The organism is Paracoccus sp. R12_2 (genome assembly GCF_017744015.1).
GTDB lineage: Bacteria > Pseudomonadota > Alphaproteobacteria > Rhodobacterales > Rhodobacteraceae > Paracoccus.
Map to the genome: position 1 here is coordinate 269,871 of NZ_JAGHRA010000002.1, position 19,520 is coordinate 289,390.

The 19,520-nt window shown below is 63.9% G+C and carries 19 protein-coding genes and 1 tRNA gene; 13 read left to right on the top strand and 7 right to left on the bottom strand.

What is annotated here, in order from left to right:
• Window positions 1–210: 210 nt before the first annotated feature.
• A complete protein-coding gene (locus J7359_RS03940) occupies window positions 211–921 on the bottom strand; it encodes a response regulator transcription factor CtrA (RefSeq protein WP_209055226.1) in 711 nt (236 codons plus the stop codon).
• Between the two features lie 100 nt (window positions 922–1,021).
• The gene (locus J7359_RS03945; RefSeq protein WP_209055227.1) at window positions 1,022–1,297 is read right to left on the bottom strand and encodes a DUF1153 domain-containing protein; all 276 of its coding nucleotides are present in this window, start codon (window positions 1,295–1,297) and stop codon (window positions 1,022–1,024) included.
• Between the two features lie 147 nt (window positions 1,298–1,444).
• Between J7359_RS03945 and mnmA the strand changes: the two genes are divergently transcribed.
• Window positions 1,445–2,620, top strand: coding sequence for a tRNA 2-thiouridine(34) synthase MnmA (gene mnmA / locus J7359_RS03950; protein WP_209055228.1), 1,176 nt, complete (start codon window positions 1,445–1,447; stop codon window positions 2,618–2,620).
• Here mnmA and J7359_RS03955 read toward each other — a convergent pair.
• Window positions 2,592–3,002, bottom strand: coding sequence for a SufE family protein (locus J7359_RS03955; protein ID WP_209055229.1), 411 nt, complete (start codon window positions 3,000–3,002; stop codon window positions 2,592–2,594). The genes mnmA and J7359_RS03955 overlap by 29 nt on opposite strands.
• 113 nt (window positions 3,003–3,115) lie before the next feature.
• Between J7359_RS03955 and J7359_RS03960 the strand changes: the two genes are divergently transcribed.
• Complete coding sequence (locus J7359_RS03960; RefSeq protein ID WP_209055230.1) at window positions 3,116–3,628, top strand: hypothetical protein; 513 nt, start codon at window positions 3,116–3,118, stop codon at window positions 3,626–3,628.
• Window positions 3,629–3,672: 44 nt separating this feature from the next.
• Window positions 3,673–3,762: transfer RNA gene (locus tag J7359_RS03965), tRNA-Ser, on the top strand.
• 47 nt (window positions 3,763–3,809) lie between these two features.
• Here J7359_RS03965 and J7359_RS03970 read toward each other — a convergent pair.
• Window positions 3,810–4,865, bottom strand: a complete 1,056-nt coding sequence (locus tag J7359_RS03970; protein ID WP_209055231.1) for an AraC family transcriptional regulator — start codon at window positions 4,863–4,865, stop codon at window positions 3,810–3,812.
• Between the two features lie 53 nt (window positions 4,866–4,918).
• On the opposite strand from J7359_RS03970, the gene J7359_RS03975 reads away from it, so the two are divergent.
• Together J7359_RS03975 and J7359_RS03980 are read left to right on the top strand one after the other, a co-directional pair.
• A complete protein-coding gene (locus J7359_RS03975; protein ID WP_209055232.1) occupies window positions 4,919–5,221 on the top strand; it encodes a DUF1330 domain-containing protein in 303 nt (100 codons plus the stop codon).
• Between the two features lie 245 nt (window positions 5,222–5,466).
• Window positions 5,467–5,754 (top strand): SH3 domain-containing protein, encoded by a 288-nt coding sequence (locus J7359_RS03980; RefSeq protein WP_209055233.1) that lies wholly within the window; start codon window positions 5,467–5,469, stop codon window positions 5,752–5,754.
• Between the two features lie 242 nt (window positions 5,755–5,996).
• Here J7359_RS03980 and J7359_RS03985 read toward each other — a convergent pair whose 3' ends face one another.
• On the bottom strand, window positions 5,997–7,169 hold the full coding sequence (locus tag J7359_RS03985) for a homoserine O-acetyltransferase (RefSeq protein ID WP_209055234.1): 1,173 nt from the start codon (window positions 7,167–7,169) through the stop codon (window positions 5,997–5,999).
• Window positions 7,170–7,294: 125 nt separating this feature from the next.
• Here J7359_RS03985 and J7359_RS03990 point away from each other — a divergent pair, with 125 nt between their 5' ends.
• On the top strand, window positions 7,295–8,608 hold the full coding sequence (locus tag J7359_RS03990) for a GH1 family beta-glucosidase (RefSeq protein WP_209055338.1): 1,314 nt from the start codon (window positions 7,295–7,297) through the stop codon (window positions 8,606–8,608).
• Window positions 8,609–8,622: 14 nt separating this feature from the next.
• Here J7359_RS03990 and J7359_RS03995 read toward each other — a convergent pair whose 3' ends face one another.
• On the bottom strand, window positions 8,623–10,233 hold the full coding sequence (locus J7359_RS03995) for a GMC family oxidoreductase N-terminal domain-containing protein (RefSeq protein WP_209055235.1): 1,611 nt from the start codon (window positions 10,231–10,233) through the stop codon (window positions 8,623–8,625).
• A gap of 79 nt (window positions 10,234–10,312) precedes the next feature.
• The gene (putA, locus tag J7359_RS04000; RefSeq protein ID WP_209055236.1) at window positions 10,313–13,756 is read right to left on the bottom strand and encodes a bifunctional proline dehydrogenase/L-glutamate gamma-semialdehyde dehydrogenase PutA; all 3,444 of its coding nucleotides are present in this window, start codon (window positions 13,754–13,756) and stop codon (window positions 10,313–10,315) included.
• A 109-nt stretch (window positions 13,757–13,865) separates the two neighbouring features.
• Between putA and J7359_RS04005 the strand changes: the two genes are divergently transcribed.
• The 7 genes from J7359_RS04005 (at window position 13,866) to J7359_RS04035 (ending at window position 19,501) form a co-directional block, all read left to right on the top strand.
• Window positions 13,866–14,030 (top strand): hypothetical protein, encoded by a 165-nt coding sequence (locus J7359_RS04005; RefSeq protein WP_209055237.1) that lies wholly within the window; start codon window positions 13,866–13,868, stop codon window positions 14,028–14,030.
• A complete protein-coding gene (locus J7359_RS04010; protein WP_209055238.1) occupies window positions 14,030–15,211 on the top strand; it encodes a VWA domain-containing protein in 1,182 nt (393 codons plus the stop codon). Before J7359_RS04005 ends, J7359_RS04010 begins: the two co-directional genes overlap by 1 nt.
• The gene (locus J7359_RS04015) at window positions 15,208–15,813 is read left to right on the top strand and encodes a VTT domain-containing protein (RefSeq protein ID WP_209055239.1); all 606 of its coding nucleotides are present in this window, start codon (window positions 15,208–15,210) and stop codon (window positions 15,811–15,813) included. Before J7359_RS04010 ends, J7359_RS04015 begins: the two co-directional genes overlap by 4 nt.
• A gap of 64 nt (window positions 15,814–15,877) precedes the next feature.
• Window positions 15,878–16,564 (top strand): M48 family metallopeptidase, encoded by a 687-nt coding sequence (locus J7359_RS04020; protein ID WP_209055240.1) that lies wholly within the window; start codon window positions 15,878–15,880, stop codon window positions 16,562–16,564.
• 59 nt (window positions 16,565–16,623) lie between these two features.
• Window positions 16,624–17,814 carry a hypothetical protein gene (locus J7359_RS04025; RefSeq protein ID WP_209055241.1) on the top strand — a complete coding sequence of 397 codons (1,191 nt, stop codon included), beginning with the start codon at window positions 16,624–16,626 and terminating at the stop codon, window positions 17,812–17,814.
• Window positions 17,814–19,157, top strand: coding sequence for a cytochrome P450 (locus J7359_RS04030; RefSeq protein WP_209055242.1), 1,344 nt, complete (start codon window positions 17,814–17,816; stop codon window positions 19,155–19,157). The genes J7359_RS04025 and J7359_RS04030 overlap by 1 nt, the downstream gene beginning before the upstream one ends.
• A complete protein-coding gene (locus J7359_RS04035; RefSeq protein ID WP_209055243.1) occupies window positions 19,154–19,501 on the top strand; it encodes an MmcQ/YjbR family DNA-binding protein in 348 nt (115 codons plus the stop codon). Before J7359_RS04030 ends, J7359_RS04035 begins: the two co-directional genes overlap by 4 nt.
• Window positions 19,502–19,520: the final 19 nt, after the last annotated feature.

Sequence of the window (19,520 nt, forward strand, 5' to 3'; positions counted from 1 at the left end):
CTTTGCCTGCCCTGCCCGGCCATTCGCTTGATAGGGGATCTATACGACGACCAAACCCGCCGCGGCCAGAGCATCGCGCCGATTGCCGCGATGATCATCTGTGACATGCAGGACACCGCCGACAGCCAAGCCGCAAAAGCCCGCCGGCGCGATGGCAACGCGCGGCGGGACTGACTGGAAACGTAATACGGTCGAGGCGTGCTTCAGCGACTATGCCCCCAGGGCCAGCCGTCCTTCACTGGCGGGACGGGGATCACGCAGCACATAGCCGCGCCCCCATACCGTCTCGATGTGATTTTCACCGTCCAGCGCTTCGGAAAGTTTCTTGCGAAGCTTGCAGATGAACACGTCGATGATCTTCAACTCGGGTTCGTCCATGCCGCCATAGAGATGGTTCAGGAACATTTCCTTGGTCAGGGTCGTGCCCTTCCGAAGGCTGAGCAGTTCAAGGATCTGGTATTCCTTGCCGGTCAGGTTCACCGGCTTGCCCTTGATCTCGACCGATCGCGCGTCGAGATTCACCATGATTTCGCCTGTCTGGATGATCGCCTGGCTGTGACCTTTCGAACGACGGATGATCGCCTGTATCCGGGCCTGCAGTTCCTCGCGATGAAATGGCTTCGTCATGTAATCGTCCGCACCGAAACCGAACCCGCGCAGCTTGCTCTCGGTGTCGTCGGACCCCGTCAGGATCAGGATCGGCGTATCGATGCGGGCCAGACGCAGATGACGCAATACCTCCATTCCGTGCATGTCCGGCAGATCCAGATCAAGCAGGATGAGATCGTAATCATAAAGCTTGGCAAGATCGATGCCTTCTTCGCCCATGTCGGTGCGAAAGACATTGTAGCTGGCGGCTGTCAGCATCAGTTCGATGGCACGCGCCGTGCTGGCATCATCTTCAACCAGAAGTATTCGCATGACTTTTTTCGCCCTTGATTCGCGTCAATATCCTGTAACGAGAATTGACCCAATTCGTTAATATGTCGTTACTTATGACATGAAAAAAAGATCGCGCAACTTATGGTTGTCTGAATCTTTGCAAAGCCGTCACTTTCAACGCTGCGCGCCCATGTTTCCGCACGGCATCCGTCCAGGCGTCGAACTCTTCCTCTGAGAGGCCATAGCGGCGCAGCGCCTCGTCCCGGGCAAGAATTCCGTGTGTGACGGCCAGTACTACCGTTTCTTTCCGGCTGGCGACCCAACGGGTGTTCACCGGCGGCAGGTCTGCCACAGTCAGGATCGACCCGTTCGGCAGGGTCACGGTGCGGGGGCCACTGATTTTCTTCACGAACATTCCACCTGTCCTTTGATCGCGTCCTGCGAAAGTCGTGGAAAGCCCTTAAGGTGACGTTAGCCCGATCCGCTTTTTCGCCCGGTTCGGGTTGAGAATGTGCCGCATTTGACTATATCTCGAGACAGTTCGCGACAGGCCTTCGAGATCATGACCAGTACCACAGCCCTGCCCCGCACCAGTGCGGGCGATACCGCATTGAACAGCCTGGGCTTTGCCAAGCCCCCGGCGCAAACCCGGGTGGTCGTCGCCATGTCCGGAGGGGTGGACAGTTCGGTGGTCGCGGCCATGTTGTGCCGCGAGGGGTATGATGTGATCGGCGTGACGCTGCAACTGTATGATCACGGTGCGGCACTGGCCAAGAAAGGCGCCTGCTGCGCCGGCCAGGATATCCATGATGCCCGCCGCGTGGCCGAACGCATGGGCTTTCCCCATTATGTGCTGGATTACGAAAACAAGTTCCGCGAATCCGTGATCGACGAATTCGCCGATGCCTATCTGTCCGGCGCGACCCCGGTTCCCTGCATCCGCTGCAACGAGCGCGTGAAATTCCGAGACCTGCTGCAGACCGCGCGGGACCTTGATGCGGATTGCATGGCCACGGGGCACTACATCCAGCGCAAGGACGGCACGCAGCGCGCCGAATTGCACATGGCCGCCGATACCGGCCGTGATCAAAGCTATTTCCTGTTCTCGACCACGCAAGAGCAGCTGGATTTCCTGCGCTTTCCGCTTGGCCACCTGCAAAGCAAGGCCGACACGCGCGCCTTGGCTGCCGAGTACGGGCTGTCGGTGGCCGACAAGCCCGACAGCCAGGATATCTGCTTCGTGCCGAATGGTGATTACGCCTCGGTGATCGAGAAGTTGCGTCCCGGTGCGGCCGATCCGGGCGAGATCGTGGATATGGACGGAAACGTCCTCGGCCAGCACCGGGGTGTGATCCATTATACGATCGGTCAACGGCGCGGGCTTGGAATCGGTGGGTTGGGCGATCCGCTGTATGTCGTTCGCCTGGAACCTGAGACGCGCCGGGTCGTCGTCGGCCCGAAATCAGCGCTGGCCACGACAATCGTTCCGGTCACCGAGGTGAACTGGCTGGGCGACGACGCATTCGAGGGCGAAATCGCGTGCATGGTCCGCATTCGTTCGACACGTCCGCCCCGTCCGGCGATCTTGCGCCCCACAGGTGCCGGTCGCGCCGAAGTCGAGCTGTTGACTGCCGAGGAAGGTGTCAGCCCCGGTCAGGCCTGCGTGTTCTACGCCCCCGACAGCACGCGCGTCCTGGGGGGCGGCTGGATCACGCTGCGGCGTCGGAAAGCTGCCTGATCCGCTCGACCATCGCGCGCAAACCGTTTGATCGCTGCGACGACAGATGTTCGTCCAGCCCAAGCCGCGCAAGCTCTGCATGCGCATCGACCCGGGCCACCTGTTCCAGCGGCAGCCCCGAATACAGCGCGTGCAGAATGGCGATCAGCCCGCGCACGATCATCGCATCGCTGTCGCCCTGAAAGTCGAAACGACCACTCTCGATCCTTGGCATGATCCAGACCTGGCTTGCGCAGCCCTCGACCTTGGTTGCAGGCACCTGCAGCGCCGGGTCCATCGGCGGCATCTCCTTGCCCATCTCGATGACATGCCGATAACGCTCCTCCCAATCGTCGAGGAAATCGAATGTGGCGGCGATGTCTTCAAAGGCGGGGCTGGCCATGTCGGTTCTCCGGTCTGTGCCGTCCGGGTTAACGCGATGCGCCGGCAAGGTCAAAGAGGCTTTCACCGCGCCGCGCTTTCGCCTAACAATCGGGCGAAAGAAGGGATGGTGACATGACGAAACTGATCGCGCCGCTGCTGATCTCGACCCTCGTTCTGTCTGGCTGCGGCGGGCGCTTCAGCGACAGCGGCTGGAACCCTCTGGGCTGGCTGGGCGGAGGCGGTGGCACGCCCGATCGCGCAACGCTTGAGCCGGAAGAGGGCTACGCGAGCCTCGCGGACAGCAGGCCGGGAATTCCGCAGATCACCGGGGCGCGTTGGGAACCACTGGGCGAAGGGCGTCTGCTGGTCGTCACCGCGATGGCCCCGACCAAGGGTTACAATTCGGTCGAGATCGTGACCGCACGTCCCCAACCCCGTGGCCGCATTTCACCTGACGCGGACGGCGTCCTTCGCCTCAGAATGGTCGGCCTGCCGCCGTTGCCCGACAGCGAGGCGGCGCGACTGCCCGCGCGCGCCGAGACGGATCAGATCACGGCCGCGTTCGCTTTGTCTTATCGTCAGCTTGCCGGCATCACCGCCATCGAGATCGCAAGTGCCTCGAACGTCGTGACGATCCGTCGCTGAACATCTTGCGCGTCGGGGTGTCTCCGGCTAGGTCTGCGCCGGTCGGAGGCGTGGCAGAGTGGTTTAATGCACCGGTCTTGAAAACCGACGTGGGTTAACGCCCACCGTGGGTTCGAATCCCACCGCCTCCGCCATCGAATGCCACCGGCATCGAACTCAGATCTATTGTTATCGCATAGAGTCAGGAACTTCCATCTCGCCGCGCAGCGGGCGGCGTTCCCGCATCACGGCGCCAAACAGCAGGCGAAACACCCGCGACGCGTTTGAAGGCGCGGCTGAAGGATTGGGCCGAGGCGTATCCCACTTGCGCAGCGGCCTCTTCGATCGAAACGCGATCACGCATCAACATATCGCCAGCGAGTTGTACGCGCCAAAATGCAAGGTAATCCATGGGAGAGCGTCCGACCTTCCTGGTGAACCGTTCCGAGAGGACACTTCGCGACGTTCCGACTTGCCGCGCAAGCAATGCCAGCGTCCACCCCTCCGATGGCCGCTCGTGAAGAATCCGAATGGCTGCTCCTGCGACCGGATCGGCAAGGGCAGCAAGCCATCCCGCCTCTTGCGCGCCAACGTTCATCAGGTGTTGCCGCAGTGTCTCGACGAGCATCAGTCGGCATATGCTCCGTCGTACCGTCCGCAGGCCGGGGCCGTCCCGCGCGAACGCCGCGCCCGCCGCATCGACAAGGCCGGAGAGCGTATCCGATTCCGGGTTCGGTCGCCCGACTTTCAGCAGCGCGGGAAGATTCGACAGCAGTGGGTCGAAGAGGGGCGCGTCGGCCGTCAGGAAGCCGCAGACGAAGCGCGCGGTCGGGGTCCCGCCACCGCCCTCGGGAACGACGAACGGCAACCTCTCGGCGGCAAGCGCAGCGAAGAACGCAATCATCCCGTCGCGATCGAACTCGGGAGGCGTGCCTAGCGCGCTCTCCATGCGATAGGCGTCTCCCTTCGGATAGACCAGAACGTCGCCGGGCTGGAAGCGGGTCGGGTTGGAACCGGGCACGGAGGCCAGGCCGGCGCCCTCCAGAACGATGTGAAATGAAATCACTCGGCCGCGCGGCGCACCGAGAATCTCCGCATAGGCAGCGACGGGCGGGACGTCGACGCACCAAGGGTCGCTGGCGTCCACCATGAACAGTAGCGCCCCTTCGAGGTGCACAAGTTCGAGGACATCCGAGAGAGGATCGAAACCGGCCGATCGATCACGAAATCCGGACGCTGGGACATGGTCGGCTTGCATGCCTGATTCTACCATCGGACGAAACCACCCGGTAGTCGGAAAGGAGGTTTGCCATGGCCGCATTCGTGTTCTTCGATGTGAAGCAGGTTCGGGATCCCGACCTGCTGGCAACATATAGGTCCAGGGTATTCGAGACGGTTGAGCGATTCGACGGCCGGTACCGGGTCCTTGGCGGCTGCGAGGCAGTTCTTGAGGGGAGCTGGCGCCCGAACATTCCAGTGCTCATCGAGTTCAAGTCGGTTGCGGCCGCACGCGAATGGTATTTTTCTGATCTTTACGAGCCGCTTCTCACCCAAAGGATTGAGGCTGCGGACTGCGACGCCGTTCTACTCGCCGGGTTCGACCACGGCGGCTAGGCATTCGGGACGCTTGGCGCTACAGAACGAAGGTCAGAGAAGGTTCGACCCTTGTCGCGCCCCCTCCGCCAAGCATATCCCTCGCCGCGTTGCTTTCATGCATGGATCAGCAAATTTCGCGTAGCTGGATCCTGCTCACGAGACTGCGAAAATGCTCGACCGGGCGCCGGAAATCATGTTGCTGTTGCAGGAACCTGCTTCGACGTGAAAGCAGGGCGGACATACAGAATGATCGAGGTGACACCATGAGCAGAACCGCATTCACGGCCTTGCTGGCACTTGTTCTTGTCGCAGGTTGCACCGCCGGAACTGGCGGGCGCGTTGTCGTCAAGGGGGCCGGTCCGGACGACCTGCTGAAATTACGATCAGGCCCGGGACTTGAACACAGGGTGATCGTGGGCCTGCCGGATGGCACCGAACTGACCCGCCGCGACTGCCGGACCGATGCTGGGGAAACCTGGTGCAGGGTCTCTTTGGCCGCGCAGCCCGGGGTTACCGGATATGTCTCGGCGGACTATCTGGCAGTTTTCTAGAACAGGACAACGCAACCACCGGGACCGCCAACGGCGCAGGTTGCACGCCGGACCGGGACCTTGATCCGGCGTCGCGCCACTTCCAAGGCATGGGCGACCCGGTTCTGCATTCAGCCGGCTTCGGCAGGGTCTGCGGCATTGCCTTGTGAAAGGGCGGTCATTCGCCCTTTCACAGGCCGGCACCACCGCTGCACCAACCGGATCGCTGATCTGAGGTCGGTGGGGGGCTTGGGGCCAACGACCTACTCGGCCTCCAGAAAGGCGCGGATACGGTCTCCGGCTTGAGCGATGTTCAGAACACCGTCCAGATGACCGCGGGTGCCCTCGATCTCGACCATCTCGACCGGCGTTCCGTCGGATTTGATGATGGCCCCTGTCTCGCGCACCGCGTTTCCCGGAAAGACCAGATCCTCGTCTGAGTGGATCAACATCACCGGCACATCTATATCCAACAGCCCTTGATACAGCCCTTCCTCGGGGTGGCCCGCGACGAACAGCTGATTGGCCTTAGCCAGATACAGGAAATGGTTGGCATCCGAGGTCTTCGCCCTTGCCGCACCGGCGGCATTCAGTGTGTCGACGACGGCGAACTCGTTCGCGAAATCCGTGGCCGGATCACGGTCGGCCAGCGCCCAGTCGCGACCGAAGGTTCCGTTCGACCATTCGGCGGACTGCGCATGCAGGGTGACGATCTTCAGCGCCTGGGCCAAGCCCGCCTCGGGCGCATCCCCGTCATAATAGTCACCGCCGTTCCAGTTCGGGTCCAGGCGGATGGGTGAGGCCCAGACGTCCAGCCATGCGATCAGGTCGGCGTCGGCCCACCCTGACGAGATGACCGGGATCACGCGCGTCAGCCGATCGGGATAGCTTGCAGCCCATTCATAGCTTTGCAAACCGCCCATCGAGGCCCCCATGACCGCATGCCATGTCTGGATCCCCAACTGGTCCATCAGGCCCTTTTGCGTATCGACAAAGTCCCCGATGGTCAGGATCGGAAAATCCATGCCCCACGGCTTTCCGGTGTCCGGGTTCGTGCTGGCCGGTCCCGTCGTGATGACATTGGGGTCGTGGGCCGCCAGATTGACGGGGCTGTCCACCGATACCACGAACCATTTGTCTGTATCGATGGGTTTCCCCGATCCGATGATCGCATCCCAGTATCCCGGTGCCGCGTCGTCGGCCGCGTATCTGCCGGCGGCGTGGCTGTTGCCGCTGAAGAAATGCGGGATCAGGATGGCGTTGTCCCGGTCGGCATTCAAGGTCCCGTATGTTTCATAACCCAGTCGCATCTGCCCGATCACCTCGCCGCCGCGGGTGGTGAAATCGGCCAAGGTGAATTCCTGTTTCTCAACCAGCGGCTCATAGGCAGCCGCGGGACCTGCGCAGAGTGCCGCGATCAGGATTGCGTGACGCATCTTGTTTCCCCCTCGTTCATGAAGGGGTATCGAACATTGCAGCGGGCGCGATGTCCAGCAAGGAAACCCTCTTCCACAGACAGGCACGGCATGGCAGCGTGATGGCACAAACGGATGGAGGGAACATGCTGCCACGTCGCACGGATTTTCCGCAGGATTTCGTCTTCGGCGCCGCAACCGCCGCCTATCAGATCGAAGGTTCCCGGTTCGGGGGTGCGGGTCCGTCGCACTGGGACAGCTTCGCCGCGACGCCGGGAAACATCCAAGACCACAGCAGCGGCGCGACCGCCTGCGATCATTTTCACCGTTGGCAAACCGATCTGGATCTGGTCCGCGACGCTGGCTTCGACGCCTATCGCTTTTCGACCTCTTGGGCGCGGATCATGCCCGACGGACGGCATCTCAATTCCGAAGGGCTGGATTTCTACGACCGTCTCGTGGACGGCATGCTGGCGCGTGGGCTGCAGCCGTTCCCGACGCTGTATCACTGGGATCTGCCCGCCGCGCTGGCCGACCTGGGCGGCTGGCGGAACCGCGATATCGCGTCGTGGTTCGCGGATTATGCGCGCGCCGTTCACGCGCGACTTGGCGATCGTGTCGCCAGCACCGCAACCCTGAACGAGCCGTGGTGCATCGCATGGCTGTCGCATTTCCTGGGCCATCATGCGCCCGGCCTGCGCGACATCCGCGCGGCCAGCCGCGCGATGCATCATGTGCTGCTGGCCCACGGCACCGCGATGCAGGCTTTGCGCGCCGAGGGCGCGGGCAACCTGGGCATCGTCCTGAACTTCGAGACCGCCCATCCGGTCGATGACAGCCCCGAGGCCGAAGATGCCGCAGCGATACAGGATGCGATCTACAATCAGTGGTTCATTCGCGCCCTCTGCGGTCAGGGTTATCCACAGGCCGCGCTGAAGGGGATCGAACCGCATCTGCCGGATGGCTGGCAACGGGACATGGACCTGATCGCTGCGCCGTTGGACTGGCTGGGCGTCAATTACTATACGCGCAAGCTGCACGGCCCGGCGCCGGGGCTTTGGCCGGGCAGTGAAGCGGCCGACGGTCCGCTGCCCAAGACCCAGATGGGCTGGGAAATCCGCCCCGAGGGCCTGTCCGAGTTCCTGATCCGGCTGTCGCGCGATCATGTCGGAAATCTGCCGATCCACGTCACCGAAAACGGCATGGCGCTGGCGGCGGGCGCCGACATCATCGAAGACGCAGCCCGGATCGACTTTATCGCCGGGCATCTGCGGGCGGCACGCGCGGCGCTGGACGCAGGGGTCAACCTGCGCAGCTTCTTCTATTGGTCGCTGTTGGACAATTACGAATGGGCCTTCGGCTACGGGCCGCGCTTTGGCCTTGTTCATGTGGATTACGACACGATGACGCGCACTCCGAAAGCGAGCTGGCATGCGATCCGGGCCATGCTGACGGCCTGATCGGCACAGGCCGATCAGCCGCGCCGCGCGACCGCCAGGATCAGGTCCGACGCCTTTTCGGCGATCATCGTGACCGGCGCATGGGTGTTGCCCGAGATGATCGACGGCATGACCCCGGCATCCGCGATGCGCAATCCGTCGATCCCGTTGACGCGCAGTTGCGGATCGACCACCGCGCCCGCATCCTGTCCCATGCGCGTGGTGCCCACAGGGTGGAAGATGGTGGTGCCGACATCGCCCGCAGCATGGGCAAGCTCTGCGTCTGATTGCAGATCTGCGCCGGGTTTCATCTCTTGCGGGTTGAACGACGCCATCCGGCGCGTCTGCATCAGCCGCCGCGCGTGGCGCAGGCTTTCGACGGCCACCCGTCGATCTCCTTCTGTCGAAAGATAGCCCGGCGCGATGGCAGGCGCGGCACCCGGATCGGATGAGGTGACATGACTGTGCCCGGTGCTTTCGGGGCGCAGATTGCACACCGAGATGGTCAGCGCCGGAAAATCATGCAGCGGGTCACCGAACTTTTCCAGCGACAATGGTTGGACATGATATTCGATATTCGCCGTTTCGAACGCGTCGGAAGATTTCGCGAAGATCCCCAGTTGGCTGGGCGCCATCGACATCGGACCCGACCGGCGCAGCGCATATTCCAGCGCAATTCCGGCCTTGCCCCAGATGGTCCTGGCCCTGTCGTTCAGCGTCCGCGCCCCGCTGATGCGGAAGACGGTGCGCAGTTGCAGGTGATCCTGCAGGTTCTCACCCACGCCCGGCAGATCCAGGACTGTCGGGATCCCCAGATCGGCAAGGCGCTGCGCCTGACCGATCCCGCTGAGTTCAAGGATCGCGGGCGAATTGATCGCACCGGCAGCCAGCACGATCTGGAACCCGGTCCGCGCGTGCCAGCTTTGTCCACCTTGCGAGAAGATCACGCCGGTCGCACGCCGTCCCTCGAATGTCAGTCGGCTGACCTGGGCGTTGGTCTGGATGCGCAGATTGGCGCGGCGTCTGGCCGGATCAAGAAATGCCTTGCGCGCGTTCCAGCGCCAGCCTGCGCGTTGGGTGACCGGAAAATAACCCACGCCTTCGTTGTCACCGCAGTTGAAGTCGGTACAGGCGGGCAAGCCCAGTTCCTGCGCGGCCTCGGCGACGGCATCAAGGATCGGCCAGTTCAGCCGCTGTCGTTCGACCCTCAGCTCGCCCTGGTCGCCGTGCAGATCGCTGCCGGGTTCGTAGTGCCGTTCCGATTTGCGGAAATAGGGCAGCACATCATCCCAGCCCCATCCTGCATTGCCCATCTGTCGCCAGCGGTCGTAATCCGCCGCCTGCCCGCGCATGTAGATCATGCCGTTGATCGAGGAACAGCCGCCCAGCACCCGCCCGCGCGGATAGCTCAGCCGACGCCCGTTCAGGCCGGGCTCGGGCTGGGTCTGGTAACACCAGTCCAGCGTCGGGTCGCCCATGGCATAGAGATAGCCGACCGGAACATGCACCCACAGCCGGTTGTCGCTTCCGCCAGCTTCCAGCAGCAGGACCCGGTTCCTGGGATCGGCCGACAGCCGGTTGGCCAACACGCACCCGGCCGACCCCGCGCCGACAATGATGTAATCATATTCGCCGAAATCCTGCATCCTGCCCCCCGAAATCCTGACGGAAAGCTAGGGCAGGATGCGGCGGGGCGCCAGTGCCGCGCCCCGCTTCTCCGTCATGTCATTCCGCCGCGGCCAGCAGAGAGGCGTTGCCCCCCGATGCAGTCGTGTCGATGCAGAGATGGCGTTCAAGGATCGCATAGGACGCCAGCTCGGCCGAACAGACCAGCGGGACGATGATCCCGTCGCGCGCCGCCAGCGCCTGCCGATAGTGGCGGGCCTGTTCCTCGGGGCCGTCGAACGCCACCACGGCCATGCCGGACAGCGATTTCAACGCATTGGCGTCCAGATGCCCACCCACGACGACCGCCGCGCAGCCCTGCGACGCGGCAATGGCTGCCTGTTCGTCCGCATTCGGACCAAGGCACAGGACGGTGCCGCGCGAATGGGTGGTCAGGCGGTTCGATTCCCCGGTCGGTCCGGGCAGGACGACCGTCTCGCGCGGTGTCGCGGTATCGGTCAGTGCGCCGTCCAGATCCTTCTGGATCCGAACTGGATCGGCCTCGTCACCGGCCACGGACGGCTTGCGAGAGATCTGAACCGCGCGGAAACGCGGGACATAATGCGGCCCGCCGGCCTTGGGTCCGGTCCCCGACAACCCTTCGCCGCCGAAAGGCTGGCTGCCGACGATGGCGCCGATCTGGTTACGGTTCACATACAGGTTGCCGACATTCAGACGGCTGTCGACATGCTGCACCCGGTCGTCGATCCGCGTATGCAGCCCGAAGGTCAACCCATAACCCGAGGCATTGACCGCACCCAGAACCCGATCCAGGTCGCTTGCATCGAACCGCGCGACATGCAGAACCGGACCGAAGATTTCCTTCTCGATGTCTTCGACCCCGTTCACGCGGATGGTGACAGGCGCGACATAGTGACCGCGCCCCGGGGTTTTCAGCCGGTGCAGGATGCGGCCATCGCTGCGCGCCTTGGCGATGTGATCCTCGATCCCCTGCTTGGCCGCGGACGAAATCACCGGGCCGACATCTGTTTCCAGATGCCACGGATCGCCCATCCGCAACTCATCCATCGCCCCGTGCAGCATTTCCAGGATCTTGTCCTCGACATCCTGCTGGACATAGAGGACGCGCAGCGCTGAGCAGCGCTGGCCAGCCGACTGGAACGAACTGGCCAGGATGTCGCGCACGGCCTGTTCGGGCAGTGCCGTCGAATCGACGATCATTGCGTTTAACCCGCCGGTCTCTGCGATCAGCGGCGCATCCGGCGACAGGTTTTCGGCCATCGCCCGGTTGATTGCCTGCGCCGTCGGCAGCGATCCGGTGAAACATACGCCAGACACGCGCGCATCGCTGGACAACGCGGTGCCGACCACACGCCCCTCGCCAGGCAGCAATTGCAGGGCGTGACGCGGCACCCCTGCGTCGTGCAGCAGTTGCGTGGCCCGCCACGCGATCAGGCTGGTGGTTTCGGCCGGCTTTGCCAGCACGCCGTTGCCCGCGGCCAAAGCCGCGGCGATCTGGCCGGTAAAGATCGCCAGGGGGAAGTTCCAGGGCGAAATGCAGGTAAACACCCCGCGCGGCGCGTCTGCGGTGGCGAAATTCGCATAGTAGCGCAGGAAATCCACCGCCTCGCGCAGTTCGGCCACGGCGTCGAACATCGACTTGCCCGCCTCGCGACCGATCAGGGCAAACATCTCGCCATAATGTTCCTCGTAAAGATCGGCGGCGCGGCGCAACACCTCGGCCCGGCGCTCGGGGGCGTCCTGCCAAGGTCCGGCGGCGTTCAGCGCAGCGTCGATATCCTGCGGCGAGGCATAACCCACCTGCCCCACCCGATCGTTCGGGCGCGCGGGGTTTACCTGTTCGATCGTATCGCGGTCCGCGCCGTCACGGTCCGCAGCCAGCAGCGGGCCACCCTGCCACCGGTGGTCCGCCCATGGCGCACGCGCCTGTTCGATCTGCGCCAGTTCCAGAGGATCGCGCAGATCGAAACCTTTCGAGTTCGCGCGGTCGGGTGCGAACAGCTTTTCCGGGCGAACCACGCCGCGCGCTGGCGTGCCGGCCGCCGCCTGCCATTCGGCAATGGGATCCGGCGCCACATCCTCGGGGCGAAGATCCTCATCGACGATGCGGTTCACAAAGCTGGAATTCGCGCCGTTCTCCAACAGGCGGCGAACCAGATAGGCCAGCAGATCCTCGTGCGCGCCGACCGGCGCATAGATGCGGCAGCGGGTCTTGTGGCGCGTCTTGACGATGTCGTGCAGCGCCTCGCCCATGCCATGCAGACGCTGAAATTCGAAGTTCCGATCATCGCCCGCCAGTTCCAGGATCGCGGCGACGGAGTGGGCGTTATGGGTTGCGAATTGTGGATAGATGCGCGGGCTGTCCAGCAGTTTCCGCGCACAGCAGATCCAGGCCACGTCGGTCGCGGGCTTGTGGGTCCAGACCGGGAAGCCGGGCAGACCCTCGACCTGATACCGCTTGATCTCGGTATCCCAATAGGCGCCCTTGACAAGCCGGACCATAAGCTTGCGGTCCAGTCTTTCGGCCAATGCATCAAGCCAGTCGATGGTCGCGCTGGCGCGCTTGCCATAGGCTTGGACGACGACGCCGAAGCCGTCCCATCCGGCCAGGGAAGGATCCGACAGAACCGCCTGAATGACGTCCAGCGAGATGTCCAGCCGGTCCGCTTCTTCGGCGTCAATGTTCAGGCCCATCCCGGCATCTTTCGCCATCCGGCACAGGCGCAGGGCCACCGGCACCAGTTCGGCCATCACGCGATCCCGCTGGGTTTCCTCATATCGCGGATGCAGTGCCGACAGCTTGATCGAAATGCCGGGATTGTCGCGGATATCGCCCTTGTTCGCCTCGCCGGCCAGTGCCTTGATCGCGCCCTCGTAGGCAGCCTGATAGGCGCGGGCATCCCTTTCGGTCCGCGCCGCCTCGCCCAGCATGTCGTAGCTGTATGTATAACCCTGCTCGACCCTTTCGCGACCGCGCTTGATGGCGGATTTCACCGTCTCGCCCAACACGAATTGCTGACCCATCTCGCGCATCGCGCGGTGAACGGCGGTACGGATCACGGGCTCGCCCAGGCGGCGGATGGCGTTGCGCAGATGGCCTGCGATCCCCGGCGACTGATCGTCGCGCAGCACCCTGCCCGTCAGCATCAGCGCCCAGGTCGAGGCGTTGACCAGCGACGAGGACGACTTGCCCATGTGCTGCCCCCATTCGGACGGCGCGATCTTGTCCTCGATCAGTTCGTCCATGGTCTCGGCGTCGGGCACGCGCAGCAGGGCCTCGGCCAGACACATCAGCGCCACGCCCTCTTCGGTCGAAAGACCGTATTCGGCCAGAAACACTTCCATCATGCCCGGCTTGCGGTCGGACCTGATCGCGCGGACCAGATCGGCGGCACTGGCGGCGATGCGGATGCGGGCAGGTTCATCGGGGGCAAGGTCGCGCATCAATTCGGCGATCAGCTGTTCTTCGTCGCCCAGATGCAATTCGCGGATCGTCTGACGGATGTGGTCAAGTTGGATCATGTCGCCTTCCTCTCAGTACCCTGCCCGCGCAGCACCGCGAATCGCCGGGCGGTTGCGCGCAATTTCCCCACGGTCTATCTGCTGGCAGGAAAGATCAACAGAGGCAGCCATGATCATACTAGCAGCGCTTCTTCTTGGCGCAGTCCTTGGCTGGCGTCGCGCGGGGCAACTGGGCGGCGACACCCGCGACCGGTTGCAGTATGCTGCAGGCTTCGCGATGGCCCTTGGTGTCGCGGGCGTCCTGGTCACCGTCATCATCGACCGGATGATCTGATGTTCGTGCCGTTCCTCGACGCGCTTCGGCGAAACGGGGTCCCGGTGTCGCTGAGGGAATGGCTGGACCTGATGGCCGGCATGCGCGCCGGTCTGACCGGCTGGACGGTCGACGGTTTCTATCACTTCGCCCGTCTGGCGCTGGTGAAGGACGAACGTCATCTGGACCGCTTCGACCGCGCCTTTTCCGAAAGCTTCGCAGGTCTTGAAGCGGTCCCGGTCGAAGCGCTGGTCCATGAACAGGCCATCCCCAGGGAATGGTTGGAAAAACTGGCCGAAAAGCTGCTCAGCGATGAGGAGCGCGCGCAGATCGAGGGCAGCGGCAGTTTCGAGAAGCTGATGGAGAAACTGCGCGAACGTCTGGCCGAACAGCAGGGCCGTCATCAGGGCGGCAACAAATGGATCGGCACGGCGGGGACCTCGCCCTTCGGGGCCTATGGATACAATCCCGAGGGCGTGCGGATCGGCCAGGACACAAGCCGCCACCGCCGCGCCGTCAAGGTCTGGGACAAGCGCGAATTTCGCGATTTCGACGACAGTGTGGAATTGGGCACCCGCAACATCAAGGTCGCGTTGAAGCGATTGCGGCAATGGGCGCGACACGGCGCCGAGGACGAACTGGACCTGCCCGCCACCATTCGTTCGACCGCCGAACACGGCTATATCGACGTGAAGACGCGGCCGGAACGCCACAACGCCGTCAAGGTGGTGCTGTTTCTGGATGTGGGCGGCAGCATGGACGATCACACGCGGCTGGTGAACGAATTGTTCAGCGCGGCGCGCGCCGAATTCAAGCACATGCAGTTCTTCTATTTCCACAACTGTCTCTATGAGGGCGTGTGGACCGACAACCGCCGCAGATGGGCCGAGCAGACCCCGACATGGGATGTGCTGCATCGTTTTGGCAGCGACTACAAATGCATCTTCGTGGGCGACGCCTCGATGTCGCCCTATGAAATCGTCGCGCCGGGTGGTGCCAACGAACACTGGAACCCCGAAACCGGCGAGACCTGGCTGCGCCGCGCGTGCCAGACCTGGCCCGACCATGTCTGGCTGAACCCGGTCCCCCAAAAACACTGGCGTCATACGCAATCGATCGCCATGATCGGACAGATCTTCGAGAACCGGATGATGCCTTTGACACTGGACGGGCTGACCCAGGCGATGCGCGTACTGAGATGAAAGCCGAATTGCTGGCCCTGTTGCCGCAATGGGGACCGTGGATCGTCGCGGTCTCGGCCTTCCTGTCATGCATGATGATCCCGGTTCCGACCTCGTTCCTGCTGCTGACGGCGGGTGCGTTGACGGGCACCGGCCATCTGCAACTGCCAGAATTGATGATCGCCGCCGCCCTGGGCGGCACGATGGGGGACTCGACGGCATTCCTGCTTGCGCGCCGGATCGAGCCGCGGCTGCGCCGGATCGGGCCGCGGCTGCGCCGGATCGGGCATCGCACGGCGCGGGCCATGGACCGGGCGCGCGGGCTGCTGGAACGGCGCGGCACGCTGGCGGTATTCCTGTCGCGCTGGCTTGTGACGCCATTGGGGCCGCCGATGAACTATGTCGCCGGTGCGTCCGGCATTGCGCTGCCGCGTTTCGTCGCCGCATCGGCGGCCGGCGAAGCGTTATGGGCAGCCCTGCATCTGCTGGCCGGGCATGTGCTTGGACGGCAGGTTCACCGGACCGAATCGGCGGCGTTGAAGGCAGTGGCAATCGGCGCGACGCTGGCGGCGCTGTTCTGGCTGATCCGCCGCGCGTGGCACCGAAGGACGACGTCCTGCTGATATCGCCCGCGGGACGCGAAATGCATGATTGATCCCCACGCGCCGCCGCCCCACATATGACGACATGCTGAAACTGACCCCGATCCTGCTGCTTATCGCCTATCTTGCCGTCATGTGGTTCTTTTCCGCATGGCGCCTGAAGCAGGAACTGAACGAGAAATCGACGCCGCTGAACCATCCACGCCTGACGCCGATGCTGAAACGTCTGGGCGAGGCGATGGACCTGCCGCCGGTCAAGGCGCATATCTACGAGGTCGAGCCGGTCAACGGTCTTGCCGCACCCGACGGGCGGATCTTTCTGACGCGCGGCTTCATCCGCAAGCTGGATGCCTGCGAGGTCACCCCCGAAGAACTTGCCAGCGTGATCGCACATGAACTGGGCCATGTGGCGCATGGCCACGCCCGGCGCCGGATGATCGATTTCGCAGGTCAGAATGCCATTCGGCTGGCCCTGGCCGGCATTCTGGGCCGGTTCCTGCCGGGATTCGGAACGTGGATCGCGGGCATGGTCGCCAGCGCGGTTGCCGCACGCCTGTCGCGCCAGGACGAATTCGAGGCGGACCGGTTCGCCAGTGCCCTGATGACCCGCGCGGGTTTCGGGACCGAGCCGCAAAAATCCCTGTTTCGCAAGCTGGACGCCCTGTCCGGCAATCGCGGCGCCGGCGCGCCGGCCTGGCTTCTGTCGCATCCGCCCACCGCGCGCCGAATCGCCGCCATCGAGGCGCACGAGCAGCGCTGGTCCGACCGCTGATCGACGACTTGCCGACGCATGGATTTTTCCTAGACTACCGCGTGTCAATGAGGAATTCGATGACGCGTCCATTTCGCCGACAGATCCTGTACATCCCCGGCTTCGATCCCATTCCGCCCCGTCGCTATCGCGAACTGTATCGGCGCGAGGCGGCGCGTCAGGCGCGCGTCTCGGGCTACAGGATCCAGATGACTTCGCGGCCGCGAACGGTCGGATTCGGCTGGCAAAGCCATGGCGCCTTCGCGGACGGCACCGCCGACGCTGTATTCGAGGTGCTGGTTTGGGACGATCTGGTTCAGGATTCGATGCAGCGCGGCATCGCGGGCACCTATCTTCAGTTGGTCACGACGGCCTGGGCCTATATCGGGTCGGGGGCTCTGTTCAGGCTGATGCGCTTGCGGCGCGGGCCGGTTCTGGCGGCTCTGTATCCGATCGCGGTGTTGCTGGTTCAGGCGATCATCGCCCTGCTGGCCGCATCGGCTGCGGCATGGCTGGGGGCTGAGGTTGCGGGCTGGTGGCTGGGCGTGCCGGTCGGATTGGCGATGATATGGGCGGTGCTGGTCGGGTTCCGGCGCATCGATAACAGGATCTTCGCCTATTACCTGATGCATGACTATGCGTTCACCGCCCGCCATGGCGGCGCCTATCCGGGCGCGCTGGAAGCCCGGCTGGCCGAATTCGCCGATCGGTTGGCCAACGCGCTGGCCGAGGAGGTGGACGAGGTGCTGGTGGTCGGGCATTCCTCGGGCGCGTATCTGGCCATATCGCTGCTGGCCGACGTGATCCGCGCGGGAGGGCTGCGACCAGACGGTCCCGCCCTGTCCCTGCTGACGCTGGGGCATGTGGTGCCGATGGCCTCGTTCCTTCCGCGCGCAGACAGGCTGCGCGCGGATCTGGCGTTTCTGTCCGAATGCCCCGAGATCTTCTGGCTGGATGTCAGCGCGCCCGGCGATGCCTGCTGTTTTGGACTGTGCGATCCGGTCGCGGTGACCGGCGTCGCCGGACCGGCGCAGCGTTGGCCGCTGGTGATGTCGGCCGCGTTCACTCAGACCCTGTCCGCCGAAGAACAAAAGAAACTGAAATGGCGCTGGTTCCGGCTGCATTTCCAGTATCTGTGCGCCTTCGACCGACCCGGCGACTATGATTACTTCGCCATCACCAGCGGTCCTTTGTCGCTGGCGCAGCGTTTCGCGCATCGGCCGCATTCCCCCGGTCGCATCACGCGGCCTGCGGGACGGGGCGTCGCGTGATGATCCCGCCGAAACCTCGTTCAAGTGAAGGGCGCGGTTCCGTTTGGCGTCTGGCGCTCGCGTTTCGGCGCGACCTTCTGTCGGCCCTGCCCGCCCGTCTTTACCGGGCATGGATGGCGGAATTCCGAAGCCCGCTGATCCACAGCTTCGTATGCAACGATCCTGCCCTGGTCCAGCTGATCCTGCAGGATCGTCCGAACGATTTCCCGAAATCCGATAGGCTGCGCGAGGGGCTGGCGCCCCTGCTGGGCAATTCCGTCTTCGTGACGAACGGCGCCAAATGGGCGCATCAGCGCCGCATCATCGACCCTGCCTTCGAAGGTGGTCGGCTGCGCGAACTGTTTCCGGCGATCTGGAACGCCACCGATGCGGCCATCGCGCGGCTGCATCCCGGCGAAATCGACATCGAACCGGAAACCAGCCACGCTGCCGCCGATGTCATCTTCCGGGCGCTGTTCTCGCTACCGATCGAACATCGGATCGCGGCGCGCGTGTTCCACGCGTTCCGTGCCCATCAAGAGGCTCAGCCGATCGTCAACCTTGCCGCCCTGATGCCGCTGCCGACGTGGGTGCCGCGCTGGCATTCGCGTCGGACGCGCGCCACGGCGGCGCAGATTCGCGGACTGATCGCGGATCTGGTGGACAGCCGCCTTCAGGCCATCGCGGGCGGAACCGCGCCTGACGATCTGGCGACCAAGATCATGACGACGCCCGATCCCGAAACCGGGCACTGCTTTGACGGCGCTGAGATGGTGGATCAGGTCGCAATCTTCTTTCTGGCGGGCCATGAAACCAGTGCATCGGCGCTGGCATGGGCGCTGTGGCTGCTGGCGGCGAACCCCGACTGGCAGGATCGCGTGGCCGCCGAGGGTCGCGCCCTGACCCCGGACTTTTCCGCCGTAAGCGCGTTGAAGGCGACACGTGCCGTGTTCCGCGAGACGCTGCGCCTGTACCCGCCGGTGCCGATGATGGTGCGCGAGGCAGCGCAGCCCGAGTGTTTTCGGGACCGCGCCGTACCGCGCGGCGCGCAGCTTGTCCTGTCGCCATGGCATCTGCATCGCCACGAAAGACTGTGGCAAAGTCCCGACATGTTCGACCCCGCCCGCTGGAGCACAGAAGAAGGAAGGTCCAGCGCGCGGGACGCCTATGTTCCCTTCTCGTCGGGTCAGCGTGCCTGCCCGGGTGCGGGTCTGGCGATGCTGGAAGGTGTGGTCATGCTGGCGCGCATCACTGCGGCATTCCGTATGTCGCCGGGCCAACAGGCGCCCGTTCCTGTCGCGCGCTTGACCGTGCGCGGGCGCGACGGCATCCTGATCCGGCTGCAACCCCGAGAGACGCCATGACCCGCGCCACCGTCAACAGGATCTGCGCCGACCTGCCGGGCGCCGAGGTCAGCGACCCGTGGGGCGGCGGACATGATTGCTGGAAGATCGGCGGCAAGATCTTCGCACTGATCGGCGCCATGAACGAGGCGGTCGCGGTCAAGACCGACGGGATCGAAACGGCAGAAATGCTGATCGAGGCAGGCCCCGCACGGCGCGCCGCCTATTTCCACCGCAGTTGGGTCGAGTTGCCGCTGGACTGCCCCGAAGATGAGCTGCGCCACAGAATTCTGGTCAGTTACGACAACATTCGCAAAAGCTTGCCGCGAAAAGTTCAGGCAAGCCTGAACCCGCGGCCATCCTGAACCTGATCCCGCGGTTTTC

Coding starts and splice junctions, on each gene's coding strand:
- J7359_RS03940 (WP_209055226.1), bottom strand. CDS start 921: ATGCGAATACTTCTGGTTGAAGATGATGCCAGCACGGCGCGTGCCATC.
- J7359_RS03945 (WP_209055227.1), bottom strand. CDS start 1,297: ATGTTCGTGAAGAAAATCAGTGGCCCCCGCACCGTGACCCTGCCGAAC.
- mnmA (WP_209055228.1), top strand. CDS start 1,445: ATGACCAGTACCACAGCCCTGCCCCGCACCAGTGCGGGCGATACCGCA.
- J7359_RS03955 (WP_209055229.1), bottom strand. CDS start 3,002: ATGGCCAGCCCCGCCTTTGAAGACATCGCCGCCACATTCGATTTCCTC.
- J7359_RS03960 (WP_209055230.1), top strand. CDS start 3,116: ATGACGAAACTGATCGCGCCGCTGCTGATCTCGACCCTCGTTCTGTCT.
- J7359_RS03970 (WP_209055231.1), bottom strand. CDS start 4,865: ATGCAAGCCGACCATGTCCCAGCGTCCGGATTTCGTGATCGATCGGCC.
- J7359_RS03975 (WP_209055232.1), top strand. CDS start 4,919: ATGGCCGCATTCGTGTTCTTCGATGTGAAGCAGGTTCGGGATCCCGAC.
- J7359_RS03980 (WP_209055233.1), top strand. CDS start 5,467: ATGAGCAGAACCGCATTCACGGCCTTGCTGGCACTTGTTCTTGTCGCA.
- J7359_RS03985 (WP_209055234.1), bottom strand. CDS start 7,169: ATGCGTCACGCAATCCTGATCGCGGCACTCTGCGCAGGTCCCGCGGCT.
- J7359_RS03990 (WP_209055338.1), top strand. CDS start 7,295: ATGCTGCCACGTCGCACGGATTTTCCGCAGGATTTCGTCTTCGGCGCC.
- J7359_RS03995 (WP_209055235.1), bottom strand. CDS start 10,233: ATGCAGGATTTCGGCGAATATGATTACATCATTGTCGGCGCGGGGTCG.
- putA (WP_209055236.1), bottom strand. CDS start 13,756: ATGATCCAACTTGACCACATCCGTCAGACGATCCGCGAATTGCATCTG.
- J7359_RS04005 (WP_209055237.1), top strand. CDS start 13,866: ATGATCATACTAGCAGCGCTTCTTCTTGGCGCAGTCCTTGGCTGGCGT.
- J7359_RS04010 (WP_209055238.1), top strand. CDS start 14,030: ATGTTCGTGCCGTTCCTCGACGCGCTTCGGCGAAACGGGGTCCCGGTG.
- J7359_RS04015 (WP_209055239.1), top strand. CDS start 15,208: ATGAAAGCCGAATTGCTGGCCCTGTTGCCGCAATGGGGACCGTGGATC.
- J7359_RS04020 (WP_209055240.1), top strand. CDS start 15,878: ATGCTGAAACTGACCCCGATCCTGCTGCTTATCGCCTATCTTGCCGTC.
- J7359_RS04025 (WP_209055241.1), top strand. CDS start 16,624: ATGACGCGTCCATTTCGCCGACAGATCCTGTACATCCCCGGCTTCGAT.
- J7359_RS04030 (WP_209055242.1), top strand. CDS start 17,814: ATGATCCCGCCGAAACCTCGTTCAAGTGAAGGGCGCGGTTCCGTTTGG.
- J7359_RS04035 (WP_209055243.1), top strand. CDS start 19,154: ATGACCCGCGCCACCGTCAACAGGATCTGCGCCGACCTGCCGGGCGCC.